The sequence below is a fragment of the Pseudothermotoga sp. U03pept genome (assembly GCF_051235805.1).
Lineage (GTDB): Bacteria > Thermotogota > Thermotogae > Thermotogales > DSM-5069 > Pseudothermotoga_B.
The window spans coordinates 529,544-544,457 of record NZ_JBPNXV010000001.1; the positions used below are offsets into that span (position 1 = coordinate 529,544).

Below are 14,914 nucleotides of genomic sequence, written 5' to 3' on the forward strand. Positions count from 1 at the left end.
GGTGATCTTCTATGGAGAAGATCAAGGTAGGAGTAGTTGGAAGCGGTTTCATAGGCCAAGTCCATCTTGAGATTCTTTCGACCTTTGAGGATGTCGAGATAGCCGGTGTGATGGATGTCGACAAAGCCAGGGCAAAAGCTGTTGCCGAGAGATTCAAAGCAAAGGTTTTCGACGATCTAAAGCAGATGAAAGAAGCTGGAGTAAATGCCGTTTACATCACTTCACCGAACAAAACACATTTTGAATACGCAATGAATGCACTCGAGATTGGTTTGAATGTTTTCTGTGAAAAGCCAATGACAATCTCTCTGAAGGACGCCTTGACGCTCGAGAAGAAAGTCAAGGAGAAGAATGCAATCTTTCAGGTGGGCCACAACAGGAGATTTGCACACGTTTATACCTTCATGAAAGAGAGAATCGAAAACGGTTCTGTCAAACCATACTCTTTCCAAATAAAGATGAACAGGGGTGAACTACTCAATCCACCGTGGACCTCAGACAGATCATACACGGGTGGCTTTCTCTTTGAAAGTACCCTTCATCTCTTTGACATGATGCGTTGGTTGTTTGGAGATGTAGAGGAAATGTTTGTGCTTGGCAAAAAGAGTGTCTATCCAGATATCGATGATTGGGCGCTCACAGTGAGAATGAAGAACGGTATAATTGGTACTTTCACTTCCTGTGCCCACGCGAGCTGGATGATACCATTTGAAAGAGTGGAGGTCTACGGCGAACATGTGATGATGGCAAATGAAGAGATGGAGAGGGTCCATTTCTGTAAGGGTCTTGGAAAAGAAGTGGAGAGCCATGATTTCACAAAGGTCGACTTCAAAGAGAAATGGGGCTACATCGTTGAAAACAGAATCTTCATCGATTGCCTTAAAGAACGCAGAACACCGCCTGTTACAGTGAGCGATGGCGTGAAGGTCATAAAGATCATAGATGCATGTTACAGGGCTGTTGAAAGTGGTAATGCGCATGTGAGATTGGAGGGATAGAAATGTCAAAGTGGGAAATACCCCCGAAAGAGGGGCACATGGAGAAACCATCTGGTGCTTATTACCAAACAATGACAATGAAAGAAATCGAAGAACGTCTGAAAAAATGTGATCTGATCATCATACCTGTTGGAAGTACTGAAAATCATGGTCCAAATGCTCCCACTGGTGAAGACACATTCCTGGTCACAAGGATGGCAGAACAGATCGCTCTTAAAACTGGATGTACCGTGGCTGAGCCGATATGGTATGGATTCCATCCATATCATCACATAGGCATGCCCGGAACGGTACCTGTGAAGGATGAAGCTTTCATTGACTTGCTTGTGAGCGTAATAGCAGGTTTCTGGAATGCAGGCTTTAAGAAACAGATACTTCTGAACGGTCATGGTCAAGAGTTCGTCATACCCGTTGCTATACACAAATTCGCAAAGATCTTCCAAGTGCCAGCAATGATCTTCAATGTCAACTGGTACCATGCGATTCAAGATAAGTTCAAGATCAAACAAGAGGGTGGACCATATGAAACATACTTTATCCATGCCGACGAGGTAGAAACCTCTTGGAGTCTTGCTCTGTTCCCAGAGTTCTGCCACCAAGAGTGGGCAGTCGACACAACACCTCGTGGCTATCTACCAGAAGGTCATATCGACAAGGCTGGTAATTTATTGCACAGGGCGATCGCATGGTATGGACATGTGGGTGGAGGTCCAATAGAAATTGCTGCGTATCCAGAAGGAGTTGTTGGGAAGGCAACTAAGGCAAGCGCAGAGAAAGCAAAGGAAGGAATAGAAGCACTGCTCGATTATTTAGAAAAACTCGTTACTGACATAATGAAAACCTATCCTGTTGGTAAACTCCCACCAGCCAATGAACTGTCTCAGAGACCCAAGGAGGAGTTAGAGGCTGCTCTGAAGAAGCCCTTCGAGCCTGGGTGGAGGAGTATCTACAGCTTGGGCAACATGTGGTGAGCAGAAGGCGCCTTGAGCGTCTTCTTATTGAGGGGGGATTTTTGTGAAGAGGTTTGTAACACTCTTGGTGATTGCTGTGTCAGTTGTCGCTGCCTTCAGTTACACATTTTACGTCGTCTCTCATGGTGGACCGGCTGATCCATTCTGGGGTGTTGTCATGAAAGGTGTTAAGGACGCCGCAACCAAATTTGGTGTTGATGCAGTTTATCTCGGTCCAGAGAAATTCTCACTCAAAGAGTTCATCGATCTGGTGAATTCAGCGATAGTCAAGAAGCCAGATGGTCTTGTCGTGACAATCACCAACCCGGTCGCGCTCGATGAACCGCTCAGAAAGGCAATTGAGATGGGTATACCAGTAGTTGCTATCAACGTCCCAGATGACAGATCCGCAGATGAGAAGATACCATATCTGTGCTATGTCGGTATGAATGAGTATTTGGCTGGTGTTTACGCCGCAAGAAGGATGTTGCAAGAGTTCACACCGAAAAGAGCCGTTGTTGCGATCCACGAACCGGGTCACGCTGGACTTGAAGCAAGAGCAAAGGGTATCACAGATGTACTCGCCGAAAAGAAGATACCTGTAGAGAAACTCGACATCACAACAGATCCAACGAAAGCATTGACCTTACTCAAGAGTTACTTGACTAAGTATCCTGAGACAAATGCAATATTCACGCTCGGTCCTCTTGGTGCACATCCTGCGATACAGCTTGTTGAAGAAGAAAAACTGGTTGGAAAGGTGAAGATTGGTGCAATAGACCTGACAACAAGAATAACCGATGCAATCAAACAAGGTGTGGTTGTCTTCACAATCGACCAACAGCAATACTTGCAAGGCTATCTGCCAATAGTCTTTCTGTATCTGTACAAAGAATTTGGTCTGATTCCACACGAAGATATTTTGACTGGTCCTTCAATAGTCGATAAAACCAACGTTGACATCGTTGAGAAAACAGTGCAGCTCGGTTACCGCTGAGGAAAATCTCGAGAGGTGAGCCGTGAAGGCTCGCCTCTTCTACACAAAGGGGGATTTTCTTGAAGAAGAAAATCGACCTGCTGAATCTTTTGAGGATAAAGGAATTCGGAGCTGCTGTTGGAATTGGTGTGTTTTTTGCGATCTTTTCTTTCTTATCGAATCGTTTTATCAGCGTGGATAACCTAATGAACACACTCACCATGGCTGCAGAGCTGGGCATCATCGCGATAGGTGTTAGTATGCTGATGATAAGCGGAGAGTTTGACCTCTCAGTCGGAGCCGTCTTTGCGGTAGTTCCCATGGTCTTTGCGATAATGGTGAACCACAAGATCGATGAGTACCTCGCACTTGTTGCAGGTTTAACGATTGCCGTTGGAGTTGGCATTGTAAATGGGCTTGTGACTCTGAAGACAGGAATACCTTCTTTCATAACAACTCTCGGAATGATGATGTTTTGGCGCGGCATATTACTAGCGGTGACAGGTGGTTTCCCCATAATTCTTTCAAGACGCATAAAGATGCTCGATTACCTTGGTGGACGAGTCACAGGAGGTTTGAGATATTCAGCGATCTGGTTCATCGTGCTCGCGCTTGTCTTTTGGTTTGTTCTCGAAAGGACGCGTTATGGCAATTGGACCTTTGCAACCGGTGGGAATCTTGGTGCAGCAAGAGCACTTGGAATACCCACACAGCGTGTGAAGATCATGAATTTCGTGATCAGTAGTCTTCTTGCTGGCTTTGCAGGTCTTACCACTTTTGCACGCTTTAAGATAGTCGATCCAACACTTGGTCAAGAACTTGAATTGGAGGCAATCGCTTCGGCTGTGATGGGTGGAACACTTTTAACAGGTGGTTATGGGAGTGTCTTTGGCGCGCTGATAGGTGCTGTGATGATCAGTATGGTGAGAAATGGATTGGTTCTTGCGGGTGCTCCTGCGTATTGGTACAGAGCCTTCATCGGTGTCATCCTCATCGTGGCTGCCGTGATAAACGCAAGAATCAGGAAGAAGGTGGCAGGGTGAACGCACCACTCGTTCAGATGAATGGTATAAAGAAATCCTTCGGGCGCGTTCAAGCACTGAAGGGTGTTGATTTCGAAGTAGGCAGAAATGAAATCGTTGGGCTTTTGGGAGACAATGGAGCAGGAAAATCAACGCTCATAAAGATACTCGTTGGTTATTACAGACCAGACGAAGGAGAAATCTATTTTGAAGGCAGAAAAATAGCCTTCAGATCGCCATGGGAATCAAGACAACTCGGTATAGAGACCGTTTATCAAGATCTTGCGTTAGTCAATTTGATGCCATTGTGGAGGAATTTCTTTCTAGGACGTGAGATCGTCAAGAAGATTGGACCATTTAGATTCATAGAGCGCAATAAGATGAAACAGATATCTATGGAGGCACTCAAGGAGATTGGAATCTTTGTGAGAAATCCAGAAGAAACAGTTGCATTCATGTCAGGTGGTGAAAGACAAGCTGTTGCAATCGCAAGGGCAATCCATTTTGGAGCAAAACTCTTAATCTTAGACGAGCCAACGGCGGCACTCTCTGTTGGCGAGACAAGGAAGGTTTTGGAACACATACTCGAGGCAAAGAGAAGGGGTATTTCTGTGATTTTCATAACCCACAACATCTACCATGTGTATGAAGTCGCTGACAGATTGGTTTTGCTCGAACGCGGCGAGAAGATAGGAGATTACAAGAAGAAAGACATAACACCCCAGCACATAATGGATGTTATCGCGGCGGCAGCTGGGGTCAAGTGAGAAAGGTGATAGAGATGGAAATTCTCTTTGTCGGGCACGTTGCAAAGGATATAAACAGAACCTTGCAAAAGACCGTAGTTGTACCTGGTGGAGGTGTTTTCTACGGCAGTATAGCCGCACAAAGAACAGGTGCAAGATGCAGTGTGATAACCAAGTGTGCGGCTACTGACCGTTATCTCTACAATGAGATGCTCGATGCCGGCATAAAGGTCTCTTTTTTCTCCAGCGATAGTACAACGACGATTGAAAATTTCTATCCCACGGAAAACCCAGATGATCGAGTTAGCCGTGTTCTCTCCTTGGCTAATTCTTTTGATGAGCAAGATCTCAAATTCGATCGCTCTTATGAAGTCATAGTTCTCAGTGCCCTTTGGCATGGTGAATTTTCCGAATCTTTGATACCAATACTCAGAGAGAAAACCGAACTCTTAGCAGGAGATGCTCAAGGTTTTTTGAGAAACGTGGTTGGTGACGGGCAACTTGAATACAGAGATTGGTCTGATAAACAAAGATATCTGCCGTTTTTCGATGTGTTCAAAGTGGACAACAACGAAGCCTTTATCCTGACCAACAATAGAGATTTAAAAGCTGCAAGTCGTGAGATACACCGAATGGGGGCAAGAATCGTCTTGGCAACTCATAGAGACGGTGTCTGTGCTTACGATGGTGACAGATTCTATGAAGCTCCTTTTGCCAAGTACACCATAGAGGGTAGAACTGGCAGAGGGGATACTTGCTTGGCAGCTTTCTTAGCTGCCGCAGGTGATTTAGACAAAGCTATCAAAACTGCAGCAAAGGTGACTTCTGAAAAAATGCAATATCCAGGTCCCTACAGGGGCTAATAGAGGAGGTGTTTGAAATGAAAAAACTCTTGGTGCTGGCGCTCGTTGTCTTGATCGCGATGGTGTCTTTCGCAAAGGAACAAATCTTGCATATCTACACGGCTTTAGATGAAAACGAGTGGCCTATCTACGTCAAAGCCTTCGAACAGGCTACAGGTATCAAGGTACAGGTTGTGAGGATGTCTTCAGGTGAACTCCTTGCGAGGGTAGAAGCAGAGTCTAAAAACCCACAAGCGAGTGTTTGGTTCGGTGGACCAGCGATAGACCAGATTGCAGCGAAGAAGAAAGGGCTTCTGGCACCTTATAGGTCTGAGGCAGTCGAGAAAGTACCGGCAGCTTTCAAAGACCCTGACGGTTACTGGATAGGCATCTACTTTGGAGCAATTGCCTTCGGAAGCAATAAAGAACAGCTGAAACAACTCGGTGTCGAGGCACCAACTTCTTGGTACGACTTGCTCAAGCCGCAATTCAAAGGAAGAATCTCACTTGCCTATCCGTACACATCTGGAACGTCTTACACCGTATTGGCAGCACTCGTTGCGATAATGGGAGAAGACAAAGCCTTTGATTACTGGAAACAATTGCACAAACAGATTCACCATTACAACACTTCGGGTTCGGCATGTGTCACTCAAGCGGGATTGGGCGAAATAACTGTAGGCATAGCATTTGCACATGACATAATAACAAAAGGCATTGACAAGGGCTATCCAATAGTTCTCACCTTCCCCAAGGAACCAACTGGTTACGAGATCGGTGCCATGTCAATGATTAAAGGCGCTCCTGAACCAGATTTGGCAGCCAAATTCATCGATTGGATGCTTTCGGCAGAAGCGCAGAGTTTGATGGTCAAGTGGAACAGAATACCGATCAACCCAGAGGCACCGGTAGCTCCCGGCGCAGTGAAGATGCAGGATGTCAACATCGTACCAATGGACTTCGAATACTTCGGCGCTGAAAAAGACAGACTCATCGAGAGATGGAAAGAAGAAATCGAGTACGGTATGTGATCATCCGGCGTGGCAGAGATGCCACGCCTTTTTGGAGGAGATGAAATGTATTGGGTTAAGCAAGTGAAGAGGATTTGGAACGAACCTATGCTACTCGCTATGATCGTTTTCATATGGGCTTTGCTCGCTGTCTTTGTGCTCTATCCAATAATAATGGTTGGATTGAAGAGTTTTGAGCCCAAGTCAGGCGTATACAGTTTTGATGTCTACAGAACACTCTTCAGCAAGAGATACTTTGTGACACCTATAATCAACACGCTGAAATTGGGTGTTACGGTGGCTTCGGTGGGGGTTTTGATTGGTTATCTGTTTGCTTACGCTATAACCAAAGTGAATATACCGATGAAAGGTTTTTTCAGAACTGTTGCGACCTTCCCCATCATATCGCCTCCGTTTGTGATCGCGCTTGCCGCAATACTCTTATTGGGAAGAAACGGGATTATCACAAGGAAGTTTTTTGCAGGCACTCCGCCTTTTGAGATCTATGGTTTTTGGGGTCTTGTAATAGTAGAAACGCTTGCATATTTTCCAACTGCGTTCATGACTCTTGAAGCCATACTGATGTCTATAAGTTCAGATCTAGAAGAAGCGTCTTTGAGCCTTGGTTCAAGCAAATGGCGCACCTTCTGGCGAGTGACTTTCCCATTGTCTATGCCTGGAATCTTGTCCGCATGGCTTTTGGTCTTTTCGCAGTCAATGGCAGATTTTGGAAATCCTTTAATACTCGGCGGGAGATATCACGTGCTGAGTGTGTCAGCCTATCTTGAAATAACTGGCTCGTACAGAATCTCATACGGTTCTGGACTGGCAATATTGCTTTTGATACCAACTCTGATTGCCTTTTTTGTGCAGAGATATTGGTTGTCGAGAAAATCCTATGTGACCGTTACAGGGAAACCTTCTATCGTCAGAGCGCTTGAGCCAAAGTTCTATGTAAAGGTGATTTTCACTGTCATCTGTCTGATTCTTGTTTCGATGATCTTTCTGTTCTATGGGACTGTTTTGTTCGGTTCATTCACAAAGCTTTGGGGCGTTAATCACAGATTAACACTCGACAACTATAAATTTGCATTCACATACAATTGGGAATTCATAAAGGACACCTTGGTGCTCGCTTCTATAGCAACACCTCTTTGTGGAATCCTCGGAATCATGATTGCATACCTCGTGGCAAGGAAGCAGTTTCCAGGCAGACGTGCGATGGAAGCTGTCTCATTGTTGACCTTTGCAGTACCAGGTACCGTTGTTGGCATAGGGTATCTACTTGCTTTCAACCAAAAACCTCTTTTATTCACGGGAACAGCTTTGATCATAATACTTGTTTTTGTCTTCAGAGAACTGCCCGTAGGTGTGCAGAATGGAGTGGCGGCACTTTATCAAATAGATCGATCGATAGAAGAAGCTTCTTTGGATCTTGGCAGTAGCAGTAATCAGACTTTTTGGAGAATCACGTTGCCGCTTCTGATGCCAGCTTTCTTCAATGCGCTTTTTACAGCCTTTGTGAGAAGTATGACGGCAATAAGTGCAGTCATCTTTGTCGTCTCCGGCAAATGGAATTTGATAACTGTGAGGATACTCGGCGCAGTTGGAAACAGCGATTTGGCACAGGCTGCTGCGCTGAGTTATGTGTTGATTGGCATTGTCTTGATGGCGATGTTTGTGCTGCGGTTTTTGACGATCAACTTCTCTTATCAAACGAAGATCAGGAGGGCAGTTTCATGACTGAGTATTACGTTGAGGTGCGAAGTCTCGTTAAAGAATTCTTGGACAAAAGCTCTGGCTCTGTTGTAAGGGCTGTCAACGGTGTGAGTTTCGGTGTGAAGAAAGGACAGCTCTTAACTCTTTTAGGACCATCTGGTTGTGGGAAGACCACTACTCTGAGACTGATTGGTGGTTTCGAGATCGCAACGAAAGGAGATGTTTTGATAGACAATGTTGTTGTGAATGACCAGCCACCCAACAAAAGACCAACTGCAATGGTTTTCCAGAGCTATGCACTGTTCCCACATATGAATGTCTTTGAAAATGTGGCTTATGGCTTGAAGAACAAGCGGTTGAATTCACAAGAGATCAAGAACAGAGTATCCCAAATACTTTCGGTGGTTGGTTTAAGTGGATTGGAAAAGAGATATCCAAGCCAACTTTCGGGAGGCCAGCAACAGCGTGTTGCTCTCGCTCGTGCACTCGTCGTTGAACCAAAGGTCTTGCTCTTAGATGAACCTCTGTCGAACCTCGATGCGAAGCTTCGTGAGCAGATGAGAATAGAACTGAAAAAGATTCAGTCCAATCTTGGTATCACCAGTATCTATGTCACTCACGACCAGCTTGAGGCTATGACGCTATCGGACATGGTGATCGTTATGAAAGACGGCATAATAATGCAGCAAGATGCTCCTCAGATGATCTACAGATATCCTTCAAATAGATTTGTCGCGAGTTTTATTGGGAAAGCCAATTTCCTCGAGTCGACTGTGATCAGCTGTCATGAAAGTGTGTGCAAGATTAAAACTGCAAGTGGATCTGTTCTTAATGTCAATGTGCGTGAAGGTATGAGTTTTCAACCGGATGAAAAGGTGTACTTAGTTCTCAGACCAGAGGGTGGCAGATTTGTGAGACCAGAAGATGGCATTCTTCGAGGAATAGTTGTAACCAAGATCTACACAGGTGCCAATGCCTTCTTCGAAGTGAAAACAGATCACGGAGTCGTAGCAGTTGAAATTCAAAACCCAGCCTCGTTGAGTCTGCCGGATTACAACGAAACAGTTGGATTGACCTTTGATCCTTCAACGCTCTCGGTGGTGAAGTATGAATGAAGCTGCTCGTATCAGACTTAGACGGCACACTCTTAGAAGTAGATCACACAGTCTCGCAGGGAACGATTCAGATAGTTCAGAAAATAGAAGAGCTTGGGATAAGATTCACGATTGCAACGGGGCGTTCTTTATCTTCTTGCAGAGAGTACATAGAAGTTTTGAAACTCACCACACCTGTTATTTTGCTCAACGGTGCAAGGATCTTCGACCCTGTTTCTAAAAGATATCTGACGCAGCACAATCTTTCACAAAGAGCCACTGAAATAGTTCTCGAGATAGCAATGCAGCAAAAGAATTTGACAACAGCTATCTTTGTGAATGAAGATGTCTACGTTTATAACCTTGGGCTGAATGCAGCGACTTATGTCATCAGAGACGCCTTGACTTACAGATCGATCAATGATCTCTACGTTGCAAGATCTTGGAATGTAACCAAGATAGTCTTCGCAGGGCATTTCTACGATCTGAACGGTTTGGAGGTCGATCTACCTGAGCTGATTCACGAAGAAGCACAGGTTGTTCGATCAGAGGATGATCTACTCGAGGTACTTCCAAAGAATGCAAACAAAGGTTTTGCTCTGAAAGAATTAACCAACATCTTGAAGATATCCTTGAATGAAGTTGTAGCTGTTGGAAACGGCATGAACGATTTGGAGATGATAAAGACAGCAGGGCTGGGAATAGCGGTGGGCAAGTCGACTGAAGATGTCAAGAAAGCTTCAAAGCTTTACATTCAGGAGATTGGTGAGATTGCGATGAAGAAGATTTACGAACTGCTCAAAGGAGAGTGGAAAGGTTGAAGATAGCTCTTGTGATAAGTACCTCTGATGCAGCTTTTAACTCTCTTGCCTTCAAAGGCGATCTTGTCAAGGGTGTTGAAATGGCTAAGAGAATAGGCTACGATGCAGTCGAGATTGCCGTAAGAGATCCTAAGGTAGTGGATGTTGCACAGATAAAGGATGTTGTTGAAAGACTCCAAATGCAGGTCGCTGCCATTGGAACAGGACAGGCTTTTTTGGCAGAAGGGCTGAATTTAATAGATTCGAATGATGATATCAGATTAAGAGCGAAGAATCGATTGAAAGAACACATAGACTTTGCAGCGCACTTTGGCGCAAAGGTGATCATAGGTTTCATAAGGGGAATGAGAAAGGGCAGGCTATTCGAAGATGTTCTCAGTATCTTTGTCGAGCAGATGCGCCAGCTCGCAGAGTATGGTCTGTCGAAAGGTGTCTCCTTAGTTATAGAACCGCTGAACAGATATGAAATAGATTTTCTCAACACACTTGAAGAGACCTATGAAGTTGTTAAACTCATAGACAAAGAAAACGTTGGTATACTTGCCGACACCTTTCACATGAACATAGAAGAAGCAAAGATCGAGAAGAATCTTCTTTCAATCGCTGACAAACTGCTCCATTTTCACGTTGCAGACAGCAACAGATGGGCTCCAGGTACAGGTCACTACGACTTCGCTTCCACCTTTGAGACTCTGAAAAGCATCGGCTATAAGGGTTATATCTCTGTTGAATGTCTGCCAAAACCGAATGGTGCAGAGGAAGCTGCAAAGATTGCCTACGAGACTTTGAAATCTTTTATTGATTTTTGAAAGCCAATTAATGAAGGGGGTTTAGCTTGATTCCAAGGGAGGTGCTTTTATGAAGAAGGTTTTGTCAGTTCTTCTGCTTGTCATGGCATTCATTTTCGCCTTCGCTCAGTCAGAGATCCCCATCAAGGTTAATCTGACGATGATGGTAGCTGGAGACCAGAACATGGTCGATTTCTTTCAGTACGAGATTGCACCAGAGTTCGAAAAACTCTATCCGAACGTGAAGATCAAGGTTGTTGGTACAGGTCCTGGTGATGCAGGTTCTCAGCAGATCATTCAGCAGTTACAACTTGAGAAGGACTCAGGGAAAGACAAATGGGCAGTAGATCTTGTCGTGATTCACGAAACTGGTGCTGTGTGGGCTATCGAAAGAGGTTTGATAAGACAGTACACCGATTTTCTCACGGCTAAGAGACTTGCAATAAGGAATACCGACGAAATGGCACTTGGCGTGAATGTTGATGGTTATGTGATGCCAATGTTTCACAGTCAAACGGCTATTGCTTATAACCCAAGATTCGTCAAAGACCCACCGAAATCCTATGCAGAGTTGGTTGAATGGGTGAAAAAGAATCCAAACAAGTTCGGTTACAACGGTATCAAAGGTGGTATGTCTGGTGTCTCATTTGTCTTTGGATGGGTGTACTGGAAGTCGAAGAACACAGATATCCTCATCAACGGTCCATATGACAAGAAATACGAAGAAGACTGGCAACAGATATACGCAGAACTGAAGGAATTCAACAAATATGTGACCATGACAGCTGGCAATGCAGGTACACTCGATGCACTTAACCGTGGCGAGATATGGATGGGACCTGTTTGGGTTGATATGTTCTACACCTGGATGCGCGAAGGAAGGATGGATCCAAACATAAGAATCGTTATATTAGCTCCAGGTATGCCTGGTCAACCTATGCACTTTGCCATACCAACAAAGGCTGCAAACGCTGACTATGCTTTGAAGCTGGTAGAGCTTGTGTCTTCTCCAAAGATGCAGGCAAAGTACATCGTCGAAAGGTTTAACTGGTACCCAGCGATAGGTGATGACTTTGTGACACCTCACCTTGCAAAAGACGTTCTGGACAAAATCTACAAAGATGTAAAACAAGAGGATCTTTTAAAGTACGGCAAACCGATGCCACTACTTCCTTACAAACAAGATATGCAAGAAGCATACGAGAAATGGGTTGAAAAATGAGAGGGCAGGGCGTAAGCTCTGCCCCTTTCAAGGATGATGGAAGATGAGAGCACAACAAAGAAATTTACTTGTCGGTTTTCTCTTGATCTTTCCCGCTCTAATGGTTTTGGTACTTTTGTATGTCTACCCGTTGATTCGTTCAATTTGGACAAGTTTTCTGAAAGACGGTAAGCTGAGTTGGGCAAATTATCAAAAGGTCTTTGAGATATACCTGCGCGATGTGCTTTATTCCGTAGGCATGACTGCTGCAACCATGGTAGTTGTACTCGGTTTGAGTGTTCTTTTGGCAAGCTATCTCAGGTTCAAAGAATGGAGATTCTTAGACGTTATGTATCGCCTACCATTGTTCATACCTTTTTTGATAGTGGGTCATGCGATGAGGATATTCCTTGCACCACATGGTACTTTGAACACCCTGCTGAAAACAATCATCAGGGTGGAAGAACTGCCGGGTTTCTCAAGAAGTTGGATTGGACTTCTGTGGACCTTCGTGTGGGTGATGACTCCCTACGCTGCACTGATAATTCTTGGAGCCTTCAGAGCTCTTGATAGCTCGTACATCGAGGCGGCGAGGAACTTAGGAGCTTCAAAAGCCAAGATTGTCTTCACGGTGATTATTCCCATGTGCAGACCATCGATCATGGTAGCTGCGATACTCACCTTCGTCAGGACTATCAGCAGTCTCACAATACCCGTTATGATTGGACCAAATACACCGAACATGATCACAGTCGACATGATGTTCAGGATAAACTTTTTCAACGATTGGGGTGTGGCTAATGCCCTTGGTGTTATCTCCTACTTGGTAGTGCTCGTATTCGCTGTGTACTATCTCAGATTCATGGCTGCCGAGAGAGGAGGTATCAAGGGATGAGATTCTCAATACTACGTGTCACATTGAAGATTGTCTTTGTGATTCTGATGCTCTTGATAATGATAGGTCCTCTTGTTGGCATAGTGATCTGGAGTTTTGCAAGAGTTTGGTACTGGCCCAGCCCGTTGCCACAAGAGTTCACTTTAAGGTATTGGCTTGAAGTTTTCAGACAAGGAAGAGTGACCAACTCGTTGATTTTGAGTGTTTCCATAGCTTTGCTCACAGTCGTATTCTCAATAGCATTTGCAGTCCCAGCAGCCTATGGTTTTGCGAGATACAAATTACCACTTCAAAGAATTCTACTTCTCTTGTTCCTAATGCCACAAGCCTTTCCACAGCTACCAGTTTTCATAAACCTTGCCAGTATCTTTGGCAGGATGGGGCTGAGAGGAAATATCTGGGGTATTGTATTGGCTCACACGATGGCATCACTCGTCTTTTCACTTTGGATAATAACGGCAACCTTTAAAGCCATTCCCGTTGAACTTGAACAGGTCGCTCAGAATCTTGGTGCTAACAGATTCAAAGTCTTCTGGACGATTACCTTCCCGCTGGCGATTCCAGGCATAATCGCCGGAGCGATCTATGTCTTTCTGTGGTCAATGGGCGAGTTCACCGCTGCGTTTTTCATAGGAGCGCCTTTCATTCAGACTGCGCCGGTGCTCATGTACACTTCAAGCATGGGCTATAACCTCCAAATTGCAAGTGTTATAGCGATAATACTGGTCATACCGTCTTTGGTCTTCATGGTGTTGATTGAAAGGTTTTTGAAAGCCGAGTACATCGCAGGCTTGGGAGGTTGAAAACAATGGCTGTGCTCGAGGCAAGAAATCTGTACAAGTCTTATGGTACAGTCAAGGCACTTGACGACGTCAGCATTGAAATTGAAGATGCAGAACTCCTTGCAGTTATAGGTCCAAGTGGTTCTGGCAAGACCACACTTCTGAGGTCGATAGCCGGCTTTGTTCAACTTGACTCTGGAAAAATATTCATAAAGTCCAAGGATATCACAGAACTCCCGCCAGAGAAAAGGAATGTCGCGATGTTTTTTCAAAACTATGCTCTTTGGCCTCACATGACAGTCTTTGAGAACGTTGCCTATGGTTTAAAGATAAAGAAGTGTGACAGAAAGGAAATAAAAGAAAGGGTGGATTGGGCTTTGGAGTTTCTCGATATAAAGTCACTTGCAGAAAGGAAGCCCAATCAGCTTTCCGGGGGTCAACAACAACGTGTGGCTTTGGCAAGAGCAATCGTTGTACAACCTGATGTATTGTTACTCGATGAGCCTCTCTCAAACCTCGATGCCAAGATCAGAATGAGGATAAGGTTCGAGTTGAAGGCTTTGCAGAAGAAGCTGAAGATACCGACGCTCTATGTGACTCACGATCAGGAAGAGGCTTTGAGCATAGCAGACAGAATAGCGATCATGCACAACGGCAAAGTTCTTCAAGTGGGAACTCCCCAGGAGGTCTACCGAAGTCCTGCCAATCTATTCGTGGCTGATTTCATAGGAGTAAACAGCGTAGTAACTGTCCCAAGAACAGGAGAAGGACCTTTGAGAGTGGGCAATCTGAGGATTGACACATCACAACAAGCAGTACGTGTTGTCATAAGAGCTGAAGAAGCAAAGGTTTTGCCAATAGAAAGAGAGATGCTCGTTCAGGAGGGTGATCTGAAACTCGAAGGCACCATCGTAGGAAAGCTCTATATGGGCTTTAAGTATCGTTATGAGATCATGGTTAAGGACATACAAGAACCGTTGTTCATCAACAGTGAAGAGTCCTTTGAACCAAAACAATCAGTTCAAATACTGGTGCGCAAAGGTAGTTTTTTTGTCTACGAATAACATCTG

General features: G+C 44.7%; 15 protein-coding genes. All 15 read left to right on the forward strand.

Annotation, left to right across the window (positions count from 1 at the left end; genetic code table 11):
• The first annotated feature begins 11 nt into the window (after nucleotides 1-11).
• From ACSFC1_RS02630 to ACSFC1_RS02700, 15 genes are read left to right on the forward strand one after another with little or no spacing between them, the layout of a single operon-like run.
• Entirely contained in the window at nucleotides 12-998 is a 987-nt protein-coding gene (locus ACSFC1_RS02630; protein ID WP_435564575.1) for a Gfo/Idh/MocA family protein, read from the forward strand.
• 2 nt (nucleotides 999-1,000) lie between these two features.
• Nucleotides 1,001-1,969, forward strand: a complete 969-nt coding sequence (iolN, locus tag ACSFC1_RS02635) for a 3-dehydro-scyllo-inosose hydrolase (protein WP_435564576.1) — start codon at nucleotides 1,001-1,003, stop codon at nucleotides 1,967-1,969.
• Nucleotides 1,970-2,012: 43 nt separating this feature from the next.
• Nucleotides 2,013-2,945, forward strand: a complete 933-nt coding sequence (locus ACSFC1_RS02640) for a sugar ABC transporter substrate-binding protein (RefSeq protein WP_435564577.1) — start codon at nucleotides 2,013-2,015, stop codon at nucleotides 2,943-2,945.
• Nucleotides 2,946-3,004: 59 nt separating this feature from the next.
• On the forward strand, nucleotides 3,005-3,967 hold the full coding sequence (locus ACSFC1_RS02645) for an ABC transporter permease (RefSeq protein WP_435564578.1): 963 nt from the start codon (nucleotides 3,005-3,007) through the stop codon (nucleotides 3,965-3,967).
• Nucleotides 3,964-4,713, forward strand: coding sequence for an ATP-binding cassette domain-containing protein (locus tag ACSFC1_RS02650; RefSeq protein WP_435564579.1), 750 nt, complete (start codon nucleotides 3,964-3,966; stop codon nucleotides 4,711-4,713). The genes ACSFC1_RS02645 and ACSFC1_RS02650 overlap by 4 nt, the downstream gene beginning before the upstream one ends.
• On the forward strand, nucleotides 4,710-5,555 hold the full coding sequence (locus ACSFC1_RS02655) for a PfkB family carbohydrate kinase (protein ID WP_435564580.1): 846 nt from the start codon (nucleotides 4,710-4,712) through the stop codon (nucleotides 5,553-5,555). The genes ACSFC1_RS02650 and ACSFC1_RS02655 overlap by 4 nt, the downstream gene beginning before the upstream one ends.
• Nucleotides 5,556-5,572: 17 nt before the next feature.
• Nucleotides 5,573-6,565 carry an ABC transporter substrate-binding protein gene (locus ACSFC1_RS02660; protein ID WP_435564581.1) on the forward strand — a complete coding sequence of 331 codons (993 nt, stop codon included), beginning with the start codon at nucleotides 5,573-5,575 and terminating at the stop codon, nucleotides 6,563-6,565.
• 45 nt (nucleotides 6,566-6,610) lie between these two features.
• Nucleotides 6,611-8,287, forward strand: coding sequence for an ABC transporter permease (locus tag ACSFC1_RS02665; RefSeq protein WP_435564582.1), 1,677 nt, complete (start codon nucleotides 6,611-6,613; stop codon nucleotides 8,285-8,287).
• Nucleotides 8,284-9,378 (forward strand): ABC transporter ATP-binding protein, encoded by a 1,095-nt coding sequence (locus tag ACSFC1_RS02670; protein WP_435564583.1) that lies wholly within the window; start codon nucleotides 8,284-8,286, stop codon nucleotides 9,376-9,378. Before ACSFC1_RS02665 ends, ACSFC1_RS02670 begins: the two co-directional genes overlap by 4 nt.
• Nucleotides 9,375-10,178: a Cof-type HAD-IIB family hydrolase gene (locus ACSFC1_RS02675; RefSeq protein ID WP_435564584.1), complete on the forward strand. Its 804-nt coding sequence runs from the start codon at nucleotides 9,375-9,377 to the stop codon at nucleotides 10,176-10,178. Before ACSFC1_RS02670 ends, ACSFC1_RS02675 begins: the two co-directional genes overlap by 4 nt.
• Entirely contained in the window at nucleotides 10,175-10,987 is an 813-nt protein-coding gene (iolO, locus tag ACSFC1_RS02680) for a 5-keto-L-gluconate epimerase (RefSeq protein ID WP_435564585.1), read from the forward strand. Before ACSFC1_RS02675 ends, iolO begins: the two co-directional genes overlap by 4 nt.
• Nucleotides 10,988-11,036: 49 nt before the next feature.
• Nucleotides 11,037-12,188, forward strand: a complete 1,152-nt coding sequence (locus ACSFC1_RS02685) for an extracellular solute-binding protein (protein ID WP_435564586.1) — start codon at nucleotides 11,037-11,039, stop codon at nucleotides 12,186-12,188.
• A gap of 43 nt (nucleotides 12,189-12,231) precedes the next feature.
• Complete coding sequence (locus ACSFC1_RS02690; protein ID WP_435564587.1) at nucleotides 12,232-13,062, forward strand: ABC transporter permease; 831 nt, start codon at nucleotides 12,232-12,234, stop codon at nucleotides 13,060-13,062.
• Complete coding sequence (locus ACSFC1_RS02695) at nucleotides 13,059-13,865, forward strand: ABC transporter permease (protein WP_435564588.1); 807 nt, start codon at nucleotides 13,059-13,061, stop codon at nucleotides 13,863-13,865. Before ACSFC1_RS02690 ends, ACSFC1_RS02695 begins: the two co-directional genes overlap by 4 nt.
• A 5-nt stretch (nucleotides 13,866-13,870) precedes the next feature.
• The gene (locus ACSFC1_RS02700; RefSeq protein WP_435564589.1) at nucleotides 13,871-14,908 is read left to right on the forward strand and encodes an ABC transporter ATP-binding protein; all 1,038 of its coding nucleotides are present in this window, start codon (nucleotides 13,871-13,873) and stop codon (nucleotides 14,906-14,908) included.
• The last annotated feature ends 6 nt before the right edge of the window (nucleotides 14,909-14,914 follow it).